The sequence below is a fragment of the Geodermatophilus sp. SYSU D00698 genome, assembly GCF_054050335.1.
In genome coordinates this window covers 269,540-289,330 of record NZ_JBJGZD010000001.1, presented here as the reverse complement: position 1 = coordinate 289,330, position 19,791 = coordinate 269,540, and the positions used below count along the sequence as shown (strand labels likewise).

The following is a 19,791-nucleotide window of genomic DNA, read 5'->3' as shown; positions in this document are numbered from 1 at the left end:
GGGCCACCCACCGACGGAGGACCCTGCGATGACCGACGAGCTGCCCGGCGACCTCTACGGCTACGAGACGCTGCTGGACGACGACGAGCGCAAGGAGCTGGCGGGCATCCGGCGCTTCCTGGCCGAGGAGGTCCGGCCCCGGGTCAACGACGCCTGGGCCGCGGCGGAGTTCCCGATGGACCTGGTGCCGCGCTTCGCCGAGGAGGGCATGGTCGGGCGCAGCTACGACCTGGAGCACCGGCCGCGCGCCTCCCGGCTGTTCACCGGGTTCATCGCGCTGGAGGCCGCGCGGGTCGACCCGTCGATGGCCACGTTCCTCGGCGTGCACAACGGCCTGTCGATGGGCTCGATCGTGCTGCTGGGCTCCGACGAGCAGCGCGCCCGGTGGGTCCCGGACATGGTCGCGCTGGACAAGGTCGGCGCGTTCGCGCTCACCGAGCCGCACGGCGGCTCCGACGTCGCCCGCGGCCTGGAGACCACCGCCCGCCGCGACGGCGACGAGTGGGTCATCGACGGCGCCAAGCGGTGGATCGGCAACGGCACCATCGCCGACGTCGTCGTGGTGTTCGCCCGCGACGTCGCCGACGACGCGGTCAAGACCTTCGTCGTCGAGAAGGGCACGCCCGGGTTCACGCCCACGAAGATGGAGGGCAAGTACGCCCTGCGCACCGTGCAGAACGCCGACATCGTCTTCGACGGCTGCCGCGTGCCCGCGGAGAACAAGCTCGAGCACGGCAACTCCTTCACGGACGTCAACCGGGTGCTCAAGCTGACCCGCGGCGGCGTCGCGTGGTCCGCGGTCGGCTGCCAGATGGGCGCCTTCGAGGCGGCGGTCGCCTACGCGAAGGAGCGCGAGCAGTTCGGCCGCCCGATCGGCGGCTTCCAGCTGATCCAGGACCTGCTCGCCCGGATGGCCGGCAACGTGACCGCGAGCCTCGGCATGGCGGTGCGGGTGTCGCAGCTGCAGGAGGAGGGCGTCTTCCGGGACGAGCAGGCCGCGCTGGCCAAGGCGTTCGTCACCGGCCGCGCCCGCGAGACGGTGGCGCTGGCCCGCGAGCTGTTCGGCGGCAACGGGATCCTGCTGGAGAACGACGTCGTGCGGTACTTCGCCGACGCCGAGGCCCTCTACTCCTACGAGGGCACGCGGGAGATCAACAGCCTGATCGTCGGGCGGGCGCTGACCGGGATGAGCGCCTTCGTCTGAGGAGGGGCCCCTCGCGAGGGGGAGGCCACCCCGCGCCCGGCTGCACGCCGCGGCGCGGGGCGCCGATGCCCTCCAGGAGACGGGCGGGACCGCCGCCCGCGGGCCGGGGAGGTGCGGTGGGCGCGCAGTCGGTGCTCGTCGTGGAGGACACCGAGGAGATCCGCGAGCTGGTGGCCACGGTGCTGGAGCGGGCCGGGCTCGACGTCCGCGCCGTCGGCTCGGGCGCGGAGTGCCTGGCCGAGGTGCGCCGGTCGGCGCCCGACCTCGTCGTCCTCGACCTCGGGCTGCCCGACGGCGACGGCACCGAGGTGTGCCGGCAGCTGCGCGCCGAGAGCGGCTGCTACGTCCTCATGCTCACCGCCCGCGCCGAGGAGGTCGACCTGCTCGTCGGCCTCGCCGTCGGCGCCGACGGCTACATGGCCAAGCCGTTCTCCCCGCGGGAGCTGGTCGCGCGGGTGCAGGCGATGCTGCGCCGCCCGCGCACGGTCGTCGCCGTGCCGGAGCCCGACGCCGTCGTCCGGCTGGCCGACCTCGAGGTCGACGAGGACACCCGCGAGGTGCGCGTCGACGGCGTCGTGGTCGACCTGACCCGCACCGAGTTCGACCTGCTGGCCGCGCTCGCGTCGCGGCCGGGCCGGGTGCTGCAGCGCGAGACGCTGCTGCGCGAGGTGTGGCGCACCGACTGGGCCGGCAGCCTGCGCCTGGTGGAGGCGCACATGTCCAACCTGCGCCGCAAGCTGACCGCCGCGGGGCTGCGGGCGGCGCAGATCCGCACCGTCCGCGGGGTGGGCTACCGGCTGGTGGCCTGACCCCGCCGGGGCTCGGGGACCCGGCTGCCGGCGGCGCAGCAGGTGGCCCGGGCGCGCAGCCGCCGCACCAGGACCGGGTCGGCCGCGGGGTACTGCGGGGCGGCGGGCGCCGCGGCGGAGCCGGCGAGGAAGGCCAGCAGCCGGGCCGGCAGCTCGCCGCCCGGGCCCGGGGTCGTCCGCACCGTGTCACCGTCCTGCGTGCTCACGACGGGGAGCCTGCCACCGGCCGCGCAGCCGGTCCGCGGGACCCCCGCGCGCTCCGCGCGCGACCGGTGTGCTCAGCGCGGCAGCACCAGGGTCGCGGTGGTGCCGCGGCCCTCGGTGCCGGCGAGCTCGAGCCGCCCGCCGTGCGCCGCCGCGATGGCGTGCGTGATCGACAGGCCGAGCCCCACGCCCGGCACGCCGGCCCGCACGGCGGTCGTGGCGCGGGTGAAGCGGGTGCCCAGGCCCGCCTGCTCCGCGCCGGGGATGCCGACGCCGGTGTCGCGGACCTCGATGCGCACCTCGCCGTCGTCGGCGGTGCCCAGGCCCAGCTCGACCCGCCCGCCGCGGGGCGTGAACTTCACGGCGTTGGACAGCAGGTTGTCGACCGCCTGGCCCAGCCGCAGCGCGTCGCCGGGCACGACCGGCCCTGCCGCGGGCGCGGTCACCGCCAGCGTCACCCCGGCGGCGTCCGCGGTGACCTGCGCCGACTCCCCGGCGGCGCGCACGAGCGCGGCCAGGTCGACCTCGCCCGGCGTCAGCGCGAACCGGCCGGCCTCCACCTGCGCGGTGAACAGCAGGTCGCCGACGAGCCGCTCGAGGCGGGAGGCGTTGCGCTGGACGGTGGTCAGGCACCGGCGGTGGCCGGCGCCCAGCGCCGGGTCGTCGAGCACCAGCTCCAGGTAGCCGAGCACCGACGACAGCGGGGTGCGCAGCTCGTGGCTGACCAGGGCGACGAACTGGTCCTTGAGCCGCTCGGCCGCGCGCGCCTCGGTCGCGTCGGTGCCGACGAAGGTCCAGCCGGCGGGGCCGCCGTCGTCGTCGGCGCGGGGGGTGACCGCCACCGAGACGGTGCGCCGGGTGCCGTCGGCGGCCACGTACGTCCAGTCCCGGACGTCGCTGCCGCGCGCGGAGGCGACGGACACCAGCGCGTCCAGGCCGCGGCCGGCCAGCTCGGCGGGGTCGTGGAAGTCGGTGATCCGGCGACGGCGGACGACGTCGGCGCGGGGGAGCCCGAGCAGCCGCTCGGCGCCGGGGTTCCACACGCGGACGACGCCGTCGCGGTCGGTGCCGACGACGGACTGCTCGGTGATCGCGTCGACGACGCTGGTCATCGTGGCGGCGCGGGCGCGCAGCACGCGGGCGGCGACGGCGAGCTCCTCGCCGCGGGCGTCGACCAGCGCGGTGAGCGTGGCCCGCTCGGCCTGCAGCGCGGCGACCTGCGCGCGCAGCTCCGCGACCTCGGCGTCCGTCACACCGGCAGCGTCGGCCGCGGCCGGGCGCGGCTGCAGCGGGGGCCGGCCCGGGTCACCCGGCGAGGGGAGACGCGGCAGCGCCCCGCCGGGACGGACCCGGCGGGGCGCTGCGCTGGTGAGGTGCGGGAACGGCCCCTCTGCGGGGTCCCGCCGCGAGCGTGCGAGCGGTGGGGGGCAGAGGAGTCCTTCCTCAGCTGCTGCTGGAGGCCTGGCTCTGCACGGACTCGCGGGACTGCTGGGCCTGGCCCTGCACGTCCTGCGCGGCCGACTGGCCCTCCTGCTTGACGGTCTGCGCCGCGTCCTGCGCGGTCGACCGGACCTCCTCGACGGCCTGCTGGGCGGCCGGCTTGAGCTGCTCGCCGACCTCCTGCGCCGCCTGCTTGGCCGGGGCGAGCAGCTCGTCCTTGTGCTCGCGGACCGCGCTCTCGGCCTGCTCGGCCAGCTGCCGCTCCTTCTCGGTGGCGGGCAGCAGGCTGGACACCAGCCAGCCGACGCCGAAGGCGATCAGCCCGGCCGCGAGGGGGTTGCCCTGCGTCTGGCGGATCACCGCGTCGGGGGCCTGCTGGACGGCGTGCGCCGCCTGGGAGGCGGCGTCCTGCACGGTGCCGGCCGCGCTCGACGCGGCGCCCTGCACGGTGCCGGCCGCGTTGGAGGCCGCGCCCTGCACCGAGCCCACGGCGTGCTGCGCCATGCCGCGGGCGTCCTGAGCGGTGCCGCGCGCCGAGGACCGGGTGTCGTGGGCCGAGCCCATGACCTTGTCCTTGACGTTGGCGAAGCGGCCCTTCGCCGAGGCCATGCGCCGGTCGATGACGCGGGCGGGGTTGACCTTCTCGTTGAGGGCGTCGACGTCGTAGCTCAGCTCGCGACGCGTCTCCTCGATCTGCCGCCGGATGACGTCCGGGTCACTGCTGCTGGTCATGTCTGCTCCAGGGGGTGTGGTGGCCTGACCGGTCGGGTCGCGGGCCGAGGGTCAGTGGGGCTTGAGGGCGCCGGGGACCTGCTGGAGGGTGTCCACGGTCCGTTCGGGCTTCGGGTTCACCTGCCGGAACTTCTTGCGTCCCATGGCGTAGGCGACGGCCCCGATGACGCCCCAGATGACCGCCACGATCAGTGCGGCCAGGCCGGCGTCCATCACGTTCTCCAGCGCCCACCACAGGGCGAAGGAGAGGAACAGCACCGTCATGTAGCCGGCGAAGCCCGCGGCGCCGAACATGCCAGCGCCCTGGCCGGCCTTCTTGGCCTCGACCTTCAGCTCGGCCTTGGCCAGCTCGAGCTCCTGGCGCATGAGCACCGAGAGGTCCGTGGTGACCTCGCTGATGAGCTCGCCGACGGAGGTGCCGCCGACGTCGGGGCGGCCGGTCTCGGTCATCGGGGTGCCACGCTCACCGGCGTGCGCCCCGTAGGACTGGGTCGGGTACTCCTGCTGGCCCGCGTAGTCCTGCTGGCCGGCGTAGCCCTGCTCGTAGCCGGGGGTCACGGCGTAGTTCGCCTGCGGCGGCTCCGGGGGGTAGCCCTCCTGGCCGCCCACCGGCGTGGCGCCGGAGTAGGGGGAGCTCATGGTCAGACCCCCTGGCCCGGGCGGCGGGTCGGGTCGTCCCACCCGGCGGGCGCCGACGGGGGCACGACGCTGCCGGCCGGCGGGACCGTGCCGTACGGCGGGGGCGGCACCGGGGTGCCGGGGGTGGCGGCGTGCTCGCCGTAGGAGCCCGTCGTCGTCTCGTAGCCGCCGGTCGTCCCGTAGCCGGTGGTCGACTCGTAGCCCGAGTAGGTCGGGGCCGGGTCGACGTAGGTGCCGGTGGTGGAGGACGACGGCGTCGAGGCGAGCTGCTGCGAGCCGGACGAGGAGCCGTTGCTGTGCGCGGCCTTGACGCCGCTGGTCAGCCGCCCGGCGAGGACGCCGGCGACGGCGGCGCCGAGCAGGAAGGTGCCGGGCCGACGGCGGGCGAAGGAGCGGACCTCCTCGAGCAGGTCGGCCGGCTCGCGGTTCTGCAGCAGGTCCGCGAACTCCTGCACCTTGCCGGCGCCCTGCTGGATCAGGTCGCGGGCGGGGCCGGGGGCCGGGGCGTTGCCGTCGACCATGCCGCGCAGCTGCTCGGCCAGGCTCGACAGGCTCTGACCGGCCTTCTGCTGCTGCGACACGACCTGCTGGCGGGCCTGGGTGCGGCCCTGCTCGACCAGGCTCTGCGCCTGCTGCTTGGTCTCGGCGACGACGTTCCTGGCCTGGTCCGCGGCGGTCGAGGCGACCTGCGAGCCGGCCTCCTTCGCGGTCTGGCCGACGTTGCGGGCCTCGTCCTTGGCGACGTCGGTGGTCGACGGCGAGCCCGAGCTGGTGGTCGAGGTCGTACTCGTCTCCCCGTAGCCGGTGGCGCCCGAGGAGGGCGGCGGCGGGAGGGGGGCGTCGATGGAGTGGGTCATCGTTCCTCCTGAGTGGATCTCGGTCGAGGCTGGCGCTACCCAGAAATGGATCACTCACACACGTCCCGGCGACGGCCGTCGCCGGGACGGATGCGGGTGGAGCGGGGCCGGCGATGCGTGGCGCCGGCCCGGTGAGCCGTGGGGAAGACGCGGTCGGGGAGCCGGCCGGCCCGGGCGTCCGTGCCCGGCGGCGTCGCCGTTCCCGCAGGCCACGGGCTACCCGGACGCACGGGGCCGAAACGGCGGCCGGGCTCTCAAGCGGCGCAGGTAAGGTGAGCCTTCCCTGATCCGAGGAGAGCTCATGGCCGACCAGTCCCCGCGCCGCAGGCGGACGCCCCGTACCGGCACCGTCGTGCGCACCAGCCGCGTGACGCCGCACGTCGTCCGCGTCGTCCTCGGCGGGGAGGGGCTGTCCGGCTTCGCGCCCGAGCACACCGACTCCTACGTCAAGCTGCTCTTCCCGCCGGCCGGTGCGCCCTACGCCGCCCCGTTCGACCTCGACGAGGTGCAGGCCCGCCTGCCGCGCGAGCAGTGGCCCGCCACGCGCACCTACACGGTCCGCTCCTGGGACGCCGCGGCCGGCGAGCTGACCGTCGACTTCGTCGTCCACGGCGACCAGGGCGTGGCCGGCCCCTGGGCCCTGGCCGCCCGCCCCGGCGACACGCTGCAGCTGTTCGGCCCCGGCGGCGCCTACAGCCCCGCCGCCGACGCCGCCTGGCACCTCATGGCCGGTGACGAGACCGCGCTGCCGGCGATCGCCGCCGCGCTGGAGGCCCTGCCCGCCGGGGCGCGGGCGGAGGTCTTCGTCGAGGTGGCCGGGCCCGAGGAGGAGCAGGACCTCGCCACCGGCCCGGGTGTGCGGGTGACCTGGGTGCACCGCGGCGCGGCCCCCGGGGTGGCGCTGGTCGCGGCCGTCGTCGCGGCGGACCTCCCCGACGGCGACGTGCACGTGTTCGTGCACGGCGAGGCCGGCGCCGTCCGCGAGCTGCGCCGGTTCGTGCGCACCGGGCTCGGCGCCTCGCGCGAGCGGCTGTCGGTCTCCGGCTACTGGCGGGTCGGCAGCACCGAGGACCGCTGGCAGGCGGAGAAGCGCGAGTGGAACGCCGCCGTCGAGGCGGAGGAGCAGGGGCTCGGCGTCGCCTAGCGCCCCTCAGGGCGTCCAGGGGAAGCGCGGGGTGCGCCGCTCGGTGAAGGCGGCCACGCCCTCGGCGAGCTCGCCGGCCGCGATGGTCTCCCGGTACCAGCGGCGGGCGACCTCCTCGCCGTCGCCGCCCGCGGCCAGCGCGGCGGTGATCTCCTTGGCCGCGTGCTGGGTGAGCGCCGAGCGGCCGGCCAGCACCCCGGCGAACCGGCGCACCTCGCCGGCCAGGTCGCCGGCCGGCAGCAGCCGGTCGACCAGGCCGGTGCGCAGCGCGGTCTCGGCGTCGACCAGCTCCCCGGAGTACAGGAGGTAGCGGGTCGTCGCCGGGCCCACGAGCTGCACCAGCTGGCGGGTCGACGTCGGCGTGTACACGATGCCGACCTTGGCCGGGGTGACCCCGAAGACGCCGGTCGGGTCGGTGAACCGCAGGTCGCAGCAGGTGGCGAGCTCGACGCCGCCGCCGATGCAGTGGCCGCGGATCATCGCGATCGTCGGCCGCGGGAAGTCCCGCAGCGCCGCCTGCGCGGCGAGGTTGTCGCGGCGCAGGTGCGCCATGGGGTCGTCGGTGTCGGGCCCGCCGAGCAGGTCGGAGATGTCGGCGCCGGCGCAGAAGGTGGTCCCGGCGCCGGTGAGCACGAGCACCCGCACGGAGGGGTCCTCGGCCAGCCCGGCCAGCACGCGGGGGAGCGCGGCCCACATGCCGGCGGTGAGCGCGTTGCGCTTGTCCGCGCGGTCGATGGTCAGCACGGCGACGGCGCCGTCGCGGCCGACCCGCAGGTGGTCGGCGGGGTCGTTCGGGGTCACGCGCTCAGCCCAGGTCGTCCGTCGAGAAGGTGTCGCACTGCCGCGGGTCGCCGGTCTCGTACCCGGTCAGGAACCAGCGCCGGCGCTGCTCGGAGGAGCCGTGCGTGAAGGTGTCCTGGTCCACGGTGCCACCGCCGAGGTTCTCCTGGATGAAGTCGTCGCCGATGCGGCCGGCGGTGTCCAGCGCCCGGTCGACGTCGTCCTGGGTGATCTCGGCGATCAGGGGTGCGCCGGACTCGTCGGGGACCGTCTCGGCGTGGTTGGCCCACACGCCGGCGTAGCAGTCGGCCTGCAGCTCCAGCCGCACGGTGCCGCTGGCCGGGCCGGTCTCGCCCGGGGTCACCTGCCGGTTGGCGCCGAGCAGGTTCTGCACGTGGTGGCCGTACTCGTGGGCGAGCACGTAGGCGTTGGGGAAGGCCCCGCCCTCGGCGCCGAACTGGCTGCGCAGCGTGTCGAAGAAGGTCAGGTCGATGTAGACCAGCTGGTCGGCCGGGCAGTAGAACGGCCCCGAGCCGCTGGTGGCGCCGCCGCACTGCGTCTGCACCTGGCCGGGGAAGAACACGGTGTCGGTGGGGACGTAGTCCGCGCCGAGCGCCTGCGACCAGTAGTCCTGGATCGAGTCGACGTCGGCGACGACGGCGCACTCGACGGAGGTGTTGGCGTCGCCGCTGTCGTCGCAGGACTGCTCGAGGGCGCTGTTGTCGGCCGTCTCGCCCTCGCCCAGGCCGCCGGACAGCGCGCCCAGCCCGGCCCCGGCGGTGCCCCCGCCGCCGCCGAGGACCTGGAACAGCACGACGACCAGGAGCCCGACGAGGCCGATCCCGCCGCCGCCGACCGCGAGCCCCCGGCCCCCGCCCAGGCCCCCGCCGCGTCCGCGCCGGTCCTGGATCGACGACGTGTCGAGGTCGCCGCCCTCCCTGTACCTCATCCGCTGCTGTCCTCCCGGTGCCTGGCCGTCGTCCGACCGTGCCACCGGCCCCCGCACTGCGCGACCCGGGAGGGGAACACCCCCGTCCGCCGGCCATCAGCGTCCCGGGCAGGGCCTCGTCCCGCTCACCTCGCCCGCGATCACGGAGTTCCCGTGGCGACACGCCGTCGCCGGCCCGCGTGTCGCCACCGCGACCCCGTGATCGCCGCGGGAGGAGGCCGCAGCGGGCGACGGACCGTGGTCACGGCGCCCTGGTCGCGGGGGAGGGAGGTGGGTCAGGCGCGCTCGGCGGGCTCCGCGCCGGTGCGCGGGGCGGCGTCGCGGTCCTCGCGCAGGAACAGGTACCAGTACGACGTCCCGACGAAGACGACCGCGCCGACGAGGTTGCCCGCCCCGGCCAGCAGCCAGTTGGTCAGCGTGTCGCCCCAGTTCGCGCCCTCGACGCCGGCGAACACCGCCGCCGGCAGGAAGAACATGTTGGCGACGACGTGGTCGAACCCCATCGCGACGAACGCCATGACCGGGAAGAACACCGCCAGGATCTTGCCCGCGACGCTCGAGGACGCCAGCGACATCCACACCGCCAGGCAGACCAGCCAGTTGCACCCGACGCCCCGCAGGAAGGTCTCCCACGCGGTGTGGTGGGTCTTGCCGTCGGCGATCTCCGCGAGCCGGGTGAAGGTCAGCTGCGCGCTGCCGGTGCTGTCCGGGTCGCCGATCACGCCGGTGGAGACGGCGAGGAAGTAGGCGACGAACAGTGCGCCGAGCAGGTTGCCGAACAGCACCAGCGTCAGGTTCCGGAGGACCTCGCCGGCGGTGATCTTGCCGTTCATCGCGCCCAGCGGGACCAGCATCATGTTGCCGGTCGCGAGGTCGGAGCCGGCGATGAGCACCAGCACCAGGCCGAGGGTGAAGGCCGCGCCCATGAACAGCGTCGGCAGCGTGCCCCACGTCTCGGCGGACAGGCCCGAGGAGACGGTGATCGCCACGAGCGCGCCGAAGGAGATGTAGGCGCCGGCGAGGAAGGCGCTGACCAGCACCCGGTCCCAGCTGCGGTGCACCTTCTTGGCGCCGGTCGCGCTGGCGACCCTGGCGACCTCGGCGGGTTCCTTCGCGGTCATCGCGCCTCCCGGGACGGCGGGCTCGTCCCGGGACGCTAGTGGAACAGCTCCGTCCGCGCCGCCCGGGGACGCCGACGCCGCAGGTCGGGCCTAGGGTCGGGCCGACGATCTCACGGGGAGGAGCCCATGGCGTTCGGCAACCGGGTGCGCAGCGCCCTGACCACCACGGTGCTGGCCACCGCCGCCACCGGCTTCCTCGCCGGCTGCGGGTCCGACGACGAGCAGGAGCAGGTCGCCTACTGCACCAACGAGGACGGCGAGATCGTCGACGACGACTACTGCGACGACGACTACCGCGGGGGCGGCGGCCTGTTCTTCCTCTACCTGGGCGCCTTCCGCCCCGGCCTGCCGGTCGGCACGGTGCTGCCCGCCGGCGGCACCCGCGTCAACCCCACCGACACCGCGGCCCGCCAGCGCTACGGGCTGCCCGCCACCGGCAAGGTGTCCGCCGGCCAGCGGGTGACCGGCGGCATCGGCTCGGGCGTCGGCGGCGGGTCGGGCTCCTGAGTGCGGCGCGTCGAGGGCGGCGTCGTCCGGCCCGGCTGGGAGGCCGAGGTCGAGGCGCAGGGGCTGGTCTACAACCGGACGACGACGCCGGGCGGTGAGGTCCGCAGCTACTGGCGCGAGGGCCCGTTCTACGACTTCACCGCCGCGGAGGTCGAGCGGCTCGAGAGCGCCGTGGCGCAGCTGTTCGAGATGTGCGTCGCCGCCGGCGACCACGTCGTCGAGCACGACCTGTTCGACCGGATGGGCATCCCGCTGATCGCCCGGTCCGGCATCCGCGCCTCGTGGGAGGCCGAGCCGCCGAGCGTGTACGGCCGCTTCGACCTGCGCTACGACGGCGAGGGCCCGCCGAAGCTGCTGGAGTTCAACGCCGACACCCCGACCGGCCTGGTCGAGGCGGCGGTGACCCAGTGGAACTGGCACCTGTTCACCGGGCAGGGCCGCGACCAGTGGAACGCGCTGCACGAGAGGCTGGTCGCCGCCTGGCAGCGCAACCTCACCCGCTGGGAGCGGCGCACCGGGGTGCGGCCTCGGGTGCACCTGGCGTGGACCAGCGCGGAGGCCTCCGGCGAGGACCGGATGACCGTCGCCTACCTCATGGACACCGTCGTCCAGGCCGGCTACGAGGCGGTCGAGGTCCTGGTCGAGGACATCGCGCTGGACTCCGGCGACGGCCGCTTCTACGACCCCGCCGGCCGCCACCTCGACGTCGTCTTCAAGCTCTACCCCTGGGAGTGGCTGGTCGACGACGAGTTCGGCGCGGCCGTCCTCGCCGACGCCGCCCGGCCGGGCGGCACCACGTGGGTCGAGCCGGTCTACAAGATGCTGTGGAGCACCAAGGCGCTGCTGCCGGTGCTGTGGCAGCTGTTCGGCAGCGACCCGGTGCTCGGGCAGTACCTGCTGCCGGCCTACTTCGCCGACGAGATGCCCTCGTCGTGGCGGGACTACGTGCGCAAGCCGCTGTGGGGCCGCGAGGGCGCCAACGTGCAGGTCGTCCGCGGCGGGCAGGTGGTCACCGCGATGCCGGGCCGCTACGGCACCGAGGGGTTCGTCGTCCAGGAGTTCGCGCCGCTGCCGGACTTCGCCGGCGTCGACGGGCCGCACCACCCGGTGCTCGGCGCCTGGGTGGTCGACGGCGAGCCCGCGGGCCTGGGCATCCGCGAGAGCGACGGGCTGATCACCGACAACCTGAGCTTCTTCGTCCCGCACACCGTGGACGCCCGCTGACCGTCACGCCGGCCGGTAGGTGAGCAGCGTGACCCCGCCGGCGAAGGTGCGGGCGCCGGTCGCGGCGAGCCGGACGTCGGCGCCGTCGGGGAACAGCCGCCGGCCGCGGCCGAGGACGCGGGGGTGGACGAACAGCCGGTACTCGTCGGGCAGCCCGGCGCCGATCAGTGCGTGGCACAGCGTGATGCTGCCGGTCACCCCGACCTCGCCGTCCCGGTCGGCCACCAGCCGGCGGACCTCCTCGACCGGGTCCCCGGACAGCACCGTGGTGTTCGCCCAGCCCGGGTCGGTGAGGGTGCGCGAGACGACGGCCTTCTCCACCGCGTCGAGGTGGGCGGTGATGCCGGTGGTGTCGCCGGCCCGGTGCGGCCAGTACGACCGCATGTCCTCGAACGTGCGCCGGCCGAGCAGGAGCACCGACTCGCCGGCCATGTGCTCCCGGACGACGTCGAGCTGGTCGGAGGCGTCGACACCGTCGTCCTGCGGCGCGAACCAGTCGTCGACGGCCTCCACCACACCGTCGACGGTGACGTTCTGCGTGACCACCAGCCGTGCCATCCCGGTCTCCTCCCGTCGGGTCCCCACGAGGGACGACCGGCCGGGCGGCCCGGACTCGTCGGACCTACGGTCGGGACATGCCGCTGGAGGGTGAGTACGAGCCGAGCACGCAGCAGTGGGTCCGCGACCAGGTCGAGCGCTACGAGGCGACCGGCGGGCGCGAGGCCAACACGCTGCGCGACACCGGCCTGCCGGTCGTCGTCTTCTCGACCCGCGGGGCGACGACCGGGAAGGTCCGCAAGCAGCCGCTCATGCGGGTGGAGAAGGACGGCGTCTACGCGATGGTCGGCTCCCAGGGCGGGGCGCCGAAGGACCCGGCCTGGGTGGCCAACCTGCGCAAGCACCCCGACCAGGTGACCGTGCAGGACGGCCCGGAGCCCTGGGACGGCGTCGCCCGCGAGATCACCGGCGAGGAGAGGACCGAGTGGTGGGAGCGCGCGGTGGCCGCCTACCCGCCCTACGCCGACTACCAGCGGAAGACCGACCGCGAGATCCCCGTCTTCCTGGTCGAGCGGAAGGGCTGACCCGCCCGCTCGACTGAGGGAAGGCTGTCCTAAGTTCACTCCCGGCGCCGGGTGGTCCGGCGCCGGGAGGAGGGCGACGGTGCTCTTGGTGAGGACGGGCCGGCGGATCGCCGGGTCGACGGCGGGCGGGCTGCTGGCGGCGGCGCTGCTGACCGGGTGCGGGGACACCGGCCCCGTGGCCGAGGCGGCGCCCGCGGAGGAGACGCGCACGGTCGAGCACGCGATGGGGGAGACCGAGGTCGCCGGCACCCCGGAGCGGGTCGTCGTCCTCGACACCGGTGAGCTCGACGCCGCCCTCGCCCTCGGCGTGACCCCGGTGGGCGCGGTCCGCACCGACGTCAGCGACGAGCTGCCCGGGTTCGTGGCGGAGGCCGGCGTCGACCCCGCCGACATCGCCGCCGTCGGCACGATCGCCGAGCCCGACCTGGAGGCGATCGCGGCGCTGCAGCCGGATCTCATCCTGTCCAACTCCGTGCGGCACGCCGACGTCTACGAGCAGCTGGCGCAGATCGCCCCCACGGTGTTCGCCGAGGCCATCGGGGAGAGCTGGCAGGAGAACCTGCTGCTCGCCGGCGAGGCGCTCGGCCGCCAGGAGCGGGCGCAGGACCTGCTCGACGAGTTCGCGGCGCGGGCCGAGGAGGTCGGCGGCCTCTACGGCGACCCGGCGCAGACCGAGGTCAGCGTCGCCCGCTTCCTCGACGGCACGGTCATCCGCCTCTACGGCGAGGGCTCGTTCATCGGGTCGGTGCTGGCCGACGTCGGCTTCGCCCGGCCGGAGCTGCAGCGGACGGCGGAGACCTTCGTCGAGGTCTCGCCCGAGCAGGTGACCCAGGCCGACGGCGACCTGCTCTTCCACGGCGCCTACGGGGCCGACGGCGCGACGGCGGCCGACCAGGTCACCGCCGGGCCGCTGTGGCAGTCGATCCCCGCGGTCGCCGGGGGTCGCGCGGTCGCGGTGGACGACGACCGCTGGTTCCTCGGCCTCGGGCCGCTGGGCGCCGGGCTGGTGCTCGACGACCTCGAGGAGTTCGCGCCCCGGCTGGCCGGCTAGGACGCAGCGAGCCGGCGGCCGAGGTCGGCGGCCACGGCGTCGTCGCCGCGGGCGCGGGCGCCGAGCAGGCCCCAGCCCAGGTCGGCCACGACCCGCGCGGCGTGCACCCGGGCGGTGAGCGCCGGCGTGGGCAGCAGCTCGGCCCGGGCGGCGGCCGACACCTCGGCCAGGTGGTCGAGTGCGGCGTGCAGCCGCCGGTCGTCGCCCGCGGCCGCCGCGGCGGTCACCTCCCACACCGCCGCGGGCAGCCGCCGGCTCGACGCGCGCGGCAGCAGCGACAGCCCGACCGCCAGCGCGACGGCGACGCCGACGCCGGTCTCGGCCAGCCGCTCGACCACCAGGTGCCCGGCGGAGGGCGTCGGGTTGCCCAGGTGCACCAGCAGCAGCGCCAGCGGGGTGATGCAGGAGACCGCGAGCACGTACTGCGCGGCGACGAGCAGCTCGACGGCCAGCTGCAGCACCCCGGCCAGCGCGATCGCAACGCCGACCGGCGGGTCCAGCGCGACCAGCAGCCCCGCGACCAGCACGCCCAGGGCCGTGCCGACCGCGCGCTGCAGCCCCCGGGTGCGGGTGGCGCGGGCGTCGGTGCCCAGCTGCACCGCGACCGCCGTCGTCACCGCCCAGTAGGGGCTGGACAGCCCGAGCGCGACGGCGGCCAGGCCCGCGGCGGCCGACCCGACGCCGAGGCGCAGCGCGGTCGCCGCCGCGGGGGCGTGCCACCACCGCGGCGGTGCCGGGTCGAGGGGCGGGGCGGCTGCCGGCGGGGGCGCGGCGGGCAGCGCGGCGAGGAACCGCCGCTCGACGTCGTCGAGGCGGGCGCGCAGCCGGCGGTCGCCGCGGCCGCTGCCGCCGCGGACCGCGACGTCGGCCAGGCGCACCGCCCGGGCCGCGCCCGCCGGTGGGCCGCCCACCGCCGCCCTCCCCACCGCGGACTCGGCCGCCTCCAGGGCGCGGCGCTCGGGGCCGGCCGGGTCCCACACCCAGGGCAGCATGCAGCCGGCCCAGGCCAGCGCCGCGCCGGCCGCGGCGGCGAGGGCGTGCGCGCCGAGCCCGCCCGGCGTGGTGCCGAGCGCGCTGGAGCCGCCGGCCACCAGGACGACGCCCAGCGGGCCGGGCGGGCCGACCCGCCAGACGACGCTCGCCGCGGCGGCCGCGGCGGCCGGCGCCGTGCAGGCCAGCACCAGCGCGACCGGGTGCCCGCCGGCCAGCGCGCCCAGGGTGCTGCCGGCCACGAGCACCACCGCGACGACGGCGACCACGCCCGCGCGGCGGCGGTAGGGCAGCGCGTGCCCGTAGACCGCGGTGAACGACGCCAGGGCCGCCGCCGAGCCGAGGTCCGGGCGCCCCAGCACGACGCCGGCGGCCAGGGTCAGCACCAGGCAGGCCGCGGCGGTCACCCCGCGGCGCCCGCCGGCCCGCCACAGCGCCCGGAGCGGGGGGACCGGCGGGCCGAGCAGCGGGCGGACGGCGGTCACCCTCCCATCGTCGCCGTGCCCCGCGGGCCCGGCCGCGAGCCGCGGGCGTGATCCCGGTCCCTGGACGTGCCCCCTCCGGCTCCGGGACCATGCCCGGCACGACCACCGACCGGCTGCTGCGCGCCGCCCTGTTCCTCAAGGGACTCGACGGCGCGGTCGAGCTGCTCGCGGGCCTGGCGCTGCTCGCCGTCGGCCCGCGGGCGCTGGACGGGCTGACCCGCCGGGTCGTCGCACACCACCTGCTCGGCAGCCCGGACGGCGCGCTGGCCGAGCGCGTCACCGCCGGGGAGGCCGCGCTGAGCGGCGGCGCCCACACCTTCGCCGTCGTCTACCTGACCCTGCACGGCCTGGTGAAGCTGGGCCTCGTCGCCGCGCTGCTGCGCGAGGTGCTGCCCGCCTACCCGGTCGCCGCCGCCGTGCTCGGGGTGTTCGGCGGCTACGAGGTGTACCTGGCCGTGGACCGGGGCTCGTGGGGGATGTGGGCCGCGGGCGGCCTCGACCTGCTGCTGACCGCGCTCGTGCTCCGCGAGTACCGGCGGCTCAGAAGCCGACGACGGCGTGCGGGCGGTACGGCTCCTCCAGGCGGGCGACCTCCTCGTCGGTGAGCCGCAGGTCGACGGCGGCGACGGCGTCGTCGAGGTGCGCGGCCCTGGTGACGCCGACGATCGGCGCGGTGACCACCGGCTTGGCCAGCAGCCAGGCCAGCGCCACCCGCGCCCGCGGGACGCCGCGCTCGCGGGCCACCTCGGCCACCCGCTCGACGATCGCGCGGTCGCTGGCCTCGTCGTAGAGGCGGCCGCCGAACGCGTCGTTCTCCGACCGGTGCGTCGTCTCGTCCCAGTCGCGGGTCAGCCGGCCGCGGGCCAGCGGGCTCCACGGGATCACGCCGATGCCCTGGTCGGCGCACAGCGGGAGCATCTCCCGCTCCTCCTCGCGGTTGAGCAGGTTGTAGTGGTCCTGCATCGACACGAACCGGTGCCAGCCGCGCTCGCCGGCCAGGTGCAGCGCCTTGGCGAACTGCCAGGCCCACATGCTGCTCGCACCCAGGTACCGGACCTTGCCGCTGCGGACGGCCGAGTCCAGCGCCTCCAGCGTCTCCTCGACCGGCGTGGCCGGGTCCCAGCGGTGGATCTGGTACAGGTCGACGTGGTCCACCTGCAGCCGCCGCAGGCTCGCCTCCAGCTCGCGCAGGACGGCCACCCGCGACAGCCCGCCGCCGTTGGGGCCCGGGCGCATCCGGCCGTGCACCTTGGTGGCCAGGACGACGTCGTCGCGGGTGCTGAACTCGCGGATCGCCCTGCCGGTGATCTCCTCGCTGGAGCCGGCCGAGTAGACGTTGGCGGTGTCGAGGAAGGTGACGCCGGCCTCGAGCGCCTTCCGGATCAGCGGCATCGCCTCGTCCTCGGGCAGGCTCCACGGCGTCATCCCGCGGTCGGGCTCGCCGAAGCTCATCATCCCGAGGCAGATCCGCGAGACCTCCAGGCCGGTGGCACCCAGGCGCACGTACTCCATGCCCCCACCCTTCCCCGGCGGTGCGGTGGTCGCCTCCCGGCGTCAGGGGAGCGCGGCGGCCAGCTCCGGCACGCGCTCGGCGACGCCCGGGGGGAAGGCGGTGAACGGCTCGGCGGCGGCGATCCGCTTCGCGCCCCTGCCGGTCCACCGCCACGTGCCCACCACCTGCCCGCCGCAGACCACGGTGGACCGGAACACCCCGTTGCCGCCGGGCACGATCCGCTCGGCGAACTCCGGCGGCACCGTGCAGCTGCGGTCGGCGTAGCCGAGGACGACCTCGTCGAAGCCGGGCAGCAGGTGCAGCGCCTCGGCGTCGGCGCGGCAGGCAGCCAGCCGCTCCGGGGTCTCCGGGTCGAGGTAGGCCTCGGTGCCGCCGACGTCGACCGTCGCCAGCCGGTCCCGCACCGGCGCCAGGCCCGCGCGGGCGTCCCGGACCGTCGTGCCCGCCCAGCGCACCAGGTCCGCGACGGTGGCCGGCCCGTGCCCGGTGAAGAACCGCAGCGCGAGCTCGGCCAGCGCCTCCTCGCGCTCCAGGCGGCGCGGCGCGGACACCCACTCGTCGAGCAGCACGAACGCCTGGTCGCCGTCGTCGGTGGGGCCGAGGACCAGCGTCCCGGTCTGGGAGAGGTACCAGAGCGTGTGGTAGCCCCTCGGGCCCGCGACGTCGCAGCCGGCGTCGGCCAGGGTGGCGAGGAGCGCCTGCCGGCCCAGCCGCCGCCCGCCGGTCAGCGCGGCGACGGCGGCCTCCCGGGACCGCTCGAGGTCCTCCTCGGTCAGCCCGACGACCGCCCGCCGCTTCGCCGCGCCGGCCAGCACCCGCCCGCCGAGCAGCTCGAGCATCCAGGGCAGGTCCTCGGCGGCGACCAGGTGCAGCGTCCCGCGCATCGGCCAGGAGCGGACGACGTCGCCGGCGTCGAGGGCCGCGGTGACCCCCGCCCGGGAGCGGCCGGCGGTGCGCAGCGCCACCGACGTCAGCGCGCCGGGCAGGTCCTGGCCCTGCACCGCGCCGAGCGCCCGCACCGCCGCCGCGGCGTCGGGGAACGGCGGTCCGGCCACCCGCTGGGCCACCAGGCGCAGCAGCGCGACCTCCCGGGGCGTCACCGTGGTCATGCCGGGAGGGTGCCAGCACGGGGTGACCGTCAGGCGTCCTGCCCGCGCTCGATCCCCAGCGTGGCGAGCAGGTCCTCGTGCAGCTGGATCCACACCGTGTGGCAGGAGTCGACCTCGGGGGAGTCCACCCAGCGCCGCTCGCCGCGGTCGACCCGGGCGAGCGCGGCGGCGTAGCGGTCGGCGTAGCCGTCCAGGCGCTGCAGGCAGCGGGCCAGGGGATCGGTCACCGCGGCCAGGTCGCGGCCGAGCGTCCCCAGCGCCCGGAGCACGCGCTCGTCCCACCTCCAGTCGGTGTGGTCGTTGGCGGCCATCGGCTCGGTGCGGGTCGGCCGCAGCTGCCAGTCGGTGCACACCTTCCCGAACCGGCGGTTCAGCGGGACGAACCGGCCGTGGGCCTCGGTGACCAGGTCCCGTGCGCCGGTCAGCTCCAGCTCCGCGCCCATCCGCCGCTCGTCCTCGGCCCGGCCCGCCTCGGTCAGCGACCACCCGGCGCTGTCGGCGAAGCGGGTGTGGGTGACCCAGCCCCGGGTGGCGTGCTCGAGCAGGCGGTCCTCGACCTCGTCGCGGTCGAGCCCGTAGCGGTCGGCGATCCGCCCCGGGGAGGCGAAGCCCAGCACCCGGGGGCCGTGCAGCGCGAGGTCGTCGGGGTCGGAGACGTGTGCGGGCACGGGGCCATCCTCGGTCACGGCACCCGCGCCGGTCAGCGCTCCAGACGCAGGTGGACCACGTCCTCGGCGTCGGGCTCCGTGGTCAGCGGGGTGAACCCGGCTGCGGCGGCCACCCGCAGGCTCGCCGCGTTGTCCGGCTCGATGCCCAGGACGAACTGCTCGACGTCGGCGGTCTCCGGCGCGGCGACCAGCGCCCGCAGCGCGGCGCTGCCGTGGCCGCGCCCCCGGCGCGCCGGGTCGACAACGTAGGCCACGCCCATCGTGCGGCGCCCGTCGGTCGCGAGGACCCGCTCGGCCACCGGGTCCCACGTCGTCCACCGGTCGTAGACGTCCCCACCGATCTGGGCGACCGGGCGGCCGGTGTCGTCGAGCGCGACGAACGAGTGGCTGCGCAGCAGCCGGCGCCCGCGGAACTCCTCGGTCCACCGCGTGCCGCGCAGGGCCATCTCCCGCACCGGCCACTCGCGGCCGCCCAGCCGCCGCCGCGTCGCCTCGTCGTCGAACCAGGGCGTGACGGCGGGGAGGTGCTCCGGCTCGAAGGGGACCAGCCGGAGGGTGCTCACCCGCCCACCCTGACCCCGGCCCGAACGGCGCGCACGTCGTCGCTGCCACACTCCGGCCCGTGCAGGCCGAGGACTGGGACGCGCGCTACGCCGAGCGGCAGCAGTGGTCGGGGGAGCCCAACCCGCTGGTCGCGGCGCTCGTGGAGGACCTGCCGCCGGGCGACGCCGTCGACCTGGCCGCGGGGGAGGGGCGGCACGCGCTGGGGCTCGCCCGGCGGGGATGGCGGGCGACCGCCGTCGACTTCTCGGCCACCGGCCTGGCCCGCGGGCAGGCGCAGCCGGACGCCGACCGGGTCACCTGGGTGACCGCCGACGTCACCACCTGGACGGCGCCGCCCGCCTCCCTGGACCTGGTGCTGGTCGCCTACCTGCACCTGCCGGACCCGCCGATGACCGACCTGCTCCGCCGGGCCGTCGGCTGGCTGCGCCCCGGCGGGCGGTTCCTGCTGCTGGGGCACGACGCCGAGAACGTGACCGCGGGCGTCGGCGGGCCGCAGGACCCGGCGATCCTGCACAGCACCCGGCGGCTGGGCCCGGTCGCCGGCCTGCTCGACCTCGATCGGCTCGAGCAGGTCCGCCGGGAGACGCCCGCCGGCACCGCGCTGGACACCCTGCTCTGGGGACGGCGGCCCGCCTGAACCCGGGAGACCCCCTGCCCCCCGCCGCTCGCACGCTCGCGGCGGGACCCTGCAGGGGGGCCGGGGTCGATACCGTCCGGTC

At 76.2% G+C, this 19,791-nt stretch carries 23 protein-coding genes; 9 read left to right on the top strand and 14 right to left on the bottom strand.

Features of this window, described 5'->3' with window-relative positions:
• The first annotated feature begins 28 nt into the window (after positions 1 to 28).
• Both ACI8AB_RS01495 and ACI8AB_RS01490 read left to right on the top strand, forming a co-directional pair.
• Positions 29 to 1,204, top strand: coding sequence for an acyl-CoA dehydrogenase family protein (locus tag ACI8AB_RS01495; RefSeq protein ID WP_456948677.1), 1,176 nt, complete (start codon positions 29 to 31; stop codon positions 1,202 to 1,204).
• Between the two features lie 116 nt (positions 1,205 to 1,320).
• Positions 1,321 to 2,013: a response regulator gene (locus ACI8AB_RS01490; protein WP_456948676.1), complete on the top strand. Its 693-nt coding sequence runs from the start codon at positions 1,321 to 1,323 to the stop codon at positions 2,011 to 2,013.
• On the opposite strand, the gene ACI8AB_RS01485 is transcribed toward ACI8AB_RS01490, so the two are convergent.
• The 5 genes from ACI8AB_RS01485 to ACI8AB_RS01465 form a co-directional block, all read right to left on the bottom strand.
• A complete protein-coding gene (locus tag ACI8AB_RS01485; RefSeq protein ID WP_456948675.1) occupies positions 1,995 to 2,219 on the bottom strand; it encodes a hypothetical protein in 225 nt (74 codons plus the stop codon). The genes ACI8AB_RS01490 and ACI8AB_RS01485 overlap by 19 nt on opposite strands.
• 72 nt (positions 2,220 to 2,291) lie before the next feature.
• Positions 2,292 to 3,470 carry a sensor histidine kinase gene (locus ACI8AB_RS01480; protein WP_456948674.1) on the bottom strand — a complete coding sequence of 393 codons (1,179 nt, stop codon included), beginning with the start codon at positions 3,468 to 3,470 and terminating at the stop codon, positions 2,292 to 2,294.
• Positions 3,471 to 3,660: 190 nt separating this feature from the next.
• Complete coding sequence (locus tag ACI8AB_RS01475; protein WP_387985907.1) at positions 3,661 to 4,389, bottom strand: DUF3618 domain-containing protein; 729 nt, start codon at positions 4,387 to 4,389, stop codon at positions 3,661 to 3,663.
• A 51-nt stretch (positions 4,390 to 4,440) separates the two neighbouring features.
• The gene (locus ACI8AB_RS01470; RefSeq protein WP_456948673.1) at positions 4,441 to 5,028 is read right to left on the bottom strand and encodes a phage holin family protein; all 588 of its coding nucleotides are present in this window, start codon (positions 5,026 to 5,028) and stop codon (positions 4,441 to 4,443) included.
• Between the two features lie 2 nt (positions 5,029 to 5,030).
• Positions 5,031 to 5,885 (bottom strand): hypothetical protein, encoded by an 855-nt coding sequence (locus ACI8AB_RS01465; protein WP_456948672.1) that lies wholly within the window; start codon positions 5,883 to 5,885, stop codon positions 5,031 to 5,033.
• A gap of 301 nt (positions 5,886 to 6,186) precedes the next feature.
• On the opposite strand from ACI8AB_RS01465, the gene ACI8AB_RS01460 reads away from it, so the two are divergent.
• A complete protein-coding gene (locus ACI8AB_RS01460) occupies positions 6,187 to 7,029 on the top strand; it encodes a siderophore-interacting protein (protein WP_456948671.1) in 843 nt (280 codons plus the stop codon).
• A 6-nt stretch (positions 7,030 to 7,035) separates the two neighbouring features.
• Here ACI8AB_RS01460 and ACI8AB_RS01455 read toward each other — a convergent pair whose 3' ends face one another.
• From ACI8AB_RS01455 to ACI8AB_RS01445, 3 genes are all read right to left on the bottom strand, one after another.
• Entirely contained in the window at positions 7,036 to 7,830 is a 795-nt protein-coding gene (locus ACI8AB_RS01455; RefSeq protein ID WP_456948670.1) for an enoyl-CoA hydratase/isomerase family protein, read from the bottom strand.
• 4 nt (positions 7,831 to 7,834) lie between these two features.
• The gene (gene ypfJ, locus ACI8AB_RS01450; protein WP_456948669.1) at positions 7,835 to 8,758 is read right to left on the bottom strand and encodes a KPN_02809 family neutral zinc metallopeptidase; all 924 of its coding nucleotides are present in this window, start codon (positions 8,756 to 8,758) and stop codon (positions 7,835 to 7,837) included.
• Positions 8,759 to 9,033: 275 nt separating this feature from the next.
• Complete coding sequence (locus ACI8AB_RS01445; protein ID WP_387985892.1) at positions 9,034 to 9,879, bottom strand: formate/nitrite transporter family protein; 846 nt, start codon at positions 9,877 to 9,879, stop codon at positions 9,034 to 9,036.
• 126 nt (positions 9,880 to 10,005) lie between these two features.
• On the opposite strand from ACI8AB_RS01445, the gene ACI8AB_RS01440 reads away from it, so the two are divergent.
• A complete protein-coding gene (locus ACI8AB_RS01440; protein WP_387985890.1) occupies positions 10,006 to 10,386 on the top strand; it encodes a hypothetical protein in 381 nt (126 codons plus the stop codon).
• Complete coding sequence (locus tag ACI8AB_RS01435; RefSeq protein WP_456948668.1) at positions 10,387 to 11,610, top strand: glutathionylspermidine synthase family protein; 1,224 nt, start codon at positions 10,387 to 10,389, stop codon at positions 11,608 to 11,610.
• A gap of 3 nt (positions 11,611 to 11,613) precedes the next feature.
• Here ACI8AB_RS01435 and ACI8AB_RS01430 read toward each other — a convergent pair whose 3' ends face one another.
• A complete protein-coding gene (locus tag ACI8AB_RS01430) occupies positions 11,614 to 12,168 on the bottom strand; it encodes a dihydrofolate reductase family protein (RefSeq protein ID WP_456948667.1) in 555 nt (184 codons plus the stop codon).
• Positions 12,169 to 12,245: 77 nt separating this feature from the next.
• Here ACI8AB_RS01430 and ACI8AB_RS01425 point away from each other — a divergent pair, with 77 nt between their 5' ends.
• Together ACI8AB_RS01425 and ACI8AB_RS01420 are read left to right on the top strand one after the other, a co-directional pair.
• Positions 12,246 to 12,692 (top strand): nitroreductase family deazaflavin-dependent oxidoreductase, encoded by a 447-nt coding sequence (locus ACI8AB_RS01425; protein ID WP_456948666.1) that lies wholly within the window; start codon positions 12,246 to 12,248, stop codon positions 12,690 to 12,692.
• A 79-nt stretch (positions 12,693 to 12,771) separates the two neighbouring features.
• Positions 12,772 to 13,743, top strand: coding sequence for an ABC transporter substrate-binding protein (locus ACI8AB_RS01420; protein ID WP_456948665.1), 972 nt, complete (start codon positions 12,772 to 12,774; stop codon positions 13,741 to 13,743).
• Here ACI8AB_RS01420 and ACI8AB_RS01415 read toward each other — a convergent pair.
• Positions 13,740 to 15,218 (bottom strand): FUSC family protein, encoded by a 1,479-nt coding sequence (locus ACI8AB_RS01415; RefSeq protein WP_456948664.1) that lies wholly within the window; start codon positions 15,216 to 15,218, stop codon positions 13,740 to 13,742. The two genes, ACI8AB_RS01420 and ACI8AB_RS01415, sit on opposite strands and share 4 nt — an antisense overlap.
• Before the next feature lie 89 nt (positions 15,219 to 15,307).
• Here ACI8AB_RS01415 and ACI8AB_RS01410 point away from each other — a divergent pair, with 89 nt between their 5' ends.
• Positions 15,308 to 15,823, top strand: a complete 516-nt coding sequence (locus ACI8AB_RS01410) for a DUF2127 domain-containing protein (RefSeq protein WP_456948663.1) — start codon at positions 15,308 to 15,310, stop codon at positions 15,821 to 15,823.
• Here the strand turns inward: ACI8AB_RS01410 and ACI8AB_RS01405 are convergent.
• From ACI8AB_RS01405 to ACI8AB_RS01390, 4 genes are read right to left on the bottom strand one after another with little or no spacing between them, the layout of a single operon-like run.
• The gene (locus ACI8AB_RS01405; protein ID WP_456948662.1) at positions 15,759 to 16,730 is read right to left on the bottom strand and encodes an aldo/keto reductase; all 972 of its coding nucleotides are present in this window, start codon (positions 16,728 to 16,730) and stop codon (positions 15,759 to 15,761) included. The two genes, ACI8AB_RS01410 and ACI8AB_RS01405, sit on opposite strands and share 65 nt — an antisense overlap.
• 42 nt (positions 16,731 to 16,772) lie before the next feature.
• Positions 16,773 to 17,840: a winged helix DNA-binding domain-containing protein gene (locus ACI8AB_RS01400; RefSeq protein WP_456948661.1), complete on the bottom strand. Its 1,068-nt coding sequence runs from the start codon at positions 17,838 to 17,840 to the stop codon at positions 16,773 to 16,775.
• A 29-nt stretch (positions 17,841 to 17,869) separates the two neighbouring features.
• On the bottom strand, positions 17,870 to 18,508 hold the full coding sequence (locus ACI8AB_RS01395; RefSeq protein ID WP_456948660.1) for a hypothetical protein: 639 nt from the start codon (positions 18,506 to 18,508) through the stop codon (positions 17,870 to 17,872).
• A 32-nt stretch (positions 18,509 to 18,540) separates the two neighbouring features.
• Positions 18,541 to 19,071: a GNAT family N-acetyltransferase gene (locus ACI8AB_RS01390; protein ID WP_456948659.1), complete on the bottom strand. Its 531-nt coding sequence runs from the start codon at positions 19,069 to 19,071 to the stop codon at positions 18,541 to 18,543.
• Between the two features lie 59 nt (positions 19,072 to 19,130).
• Between ACI8AB_RS01390 and ACI8AB_RS01385 the strand changes: the two genes are divergently transcribed.
• A complete protein-coding gene (locus tag ACI8AB_RS01385; protein WP_456948658.1) occupies positions 19,131 to 19,709 on the top strand; it encodes a class I SAM-dependent methyltransferase in 579 nt (192 codons plus the stop codon).
• Positions 19,710 to 19,791: the final 82 nt, after the last annotated feature.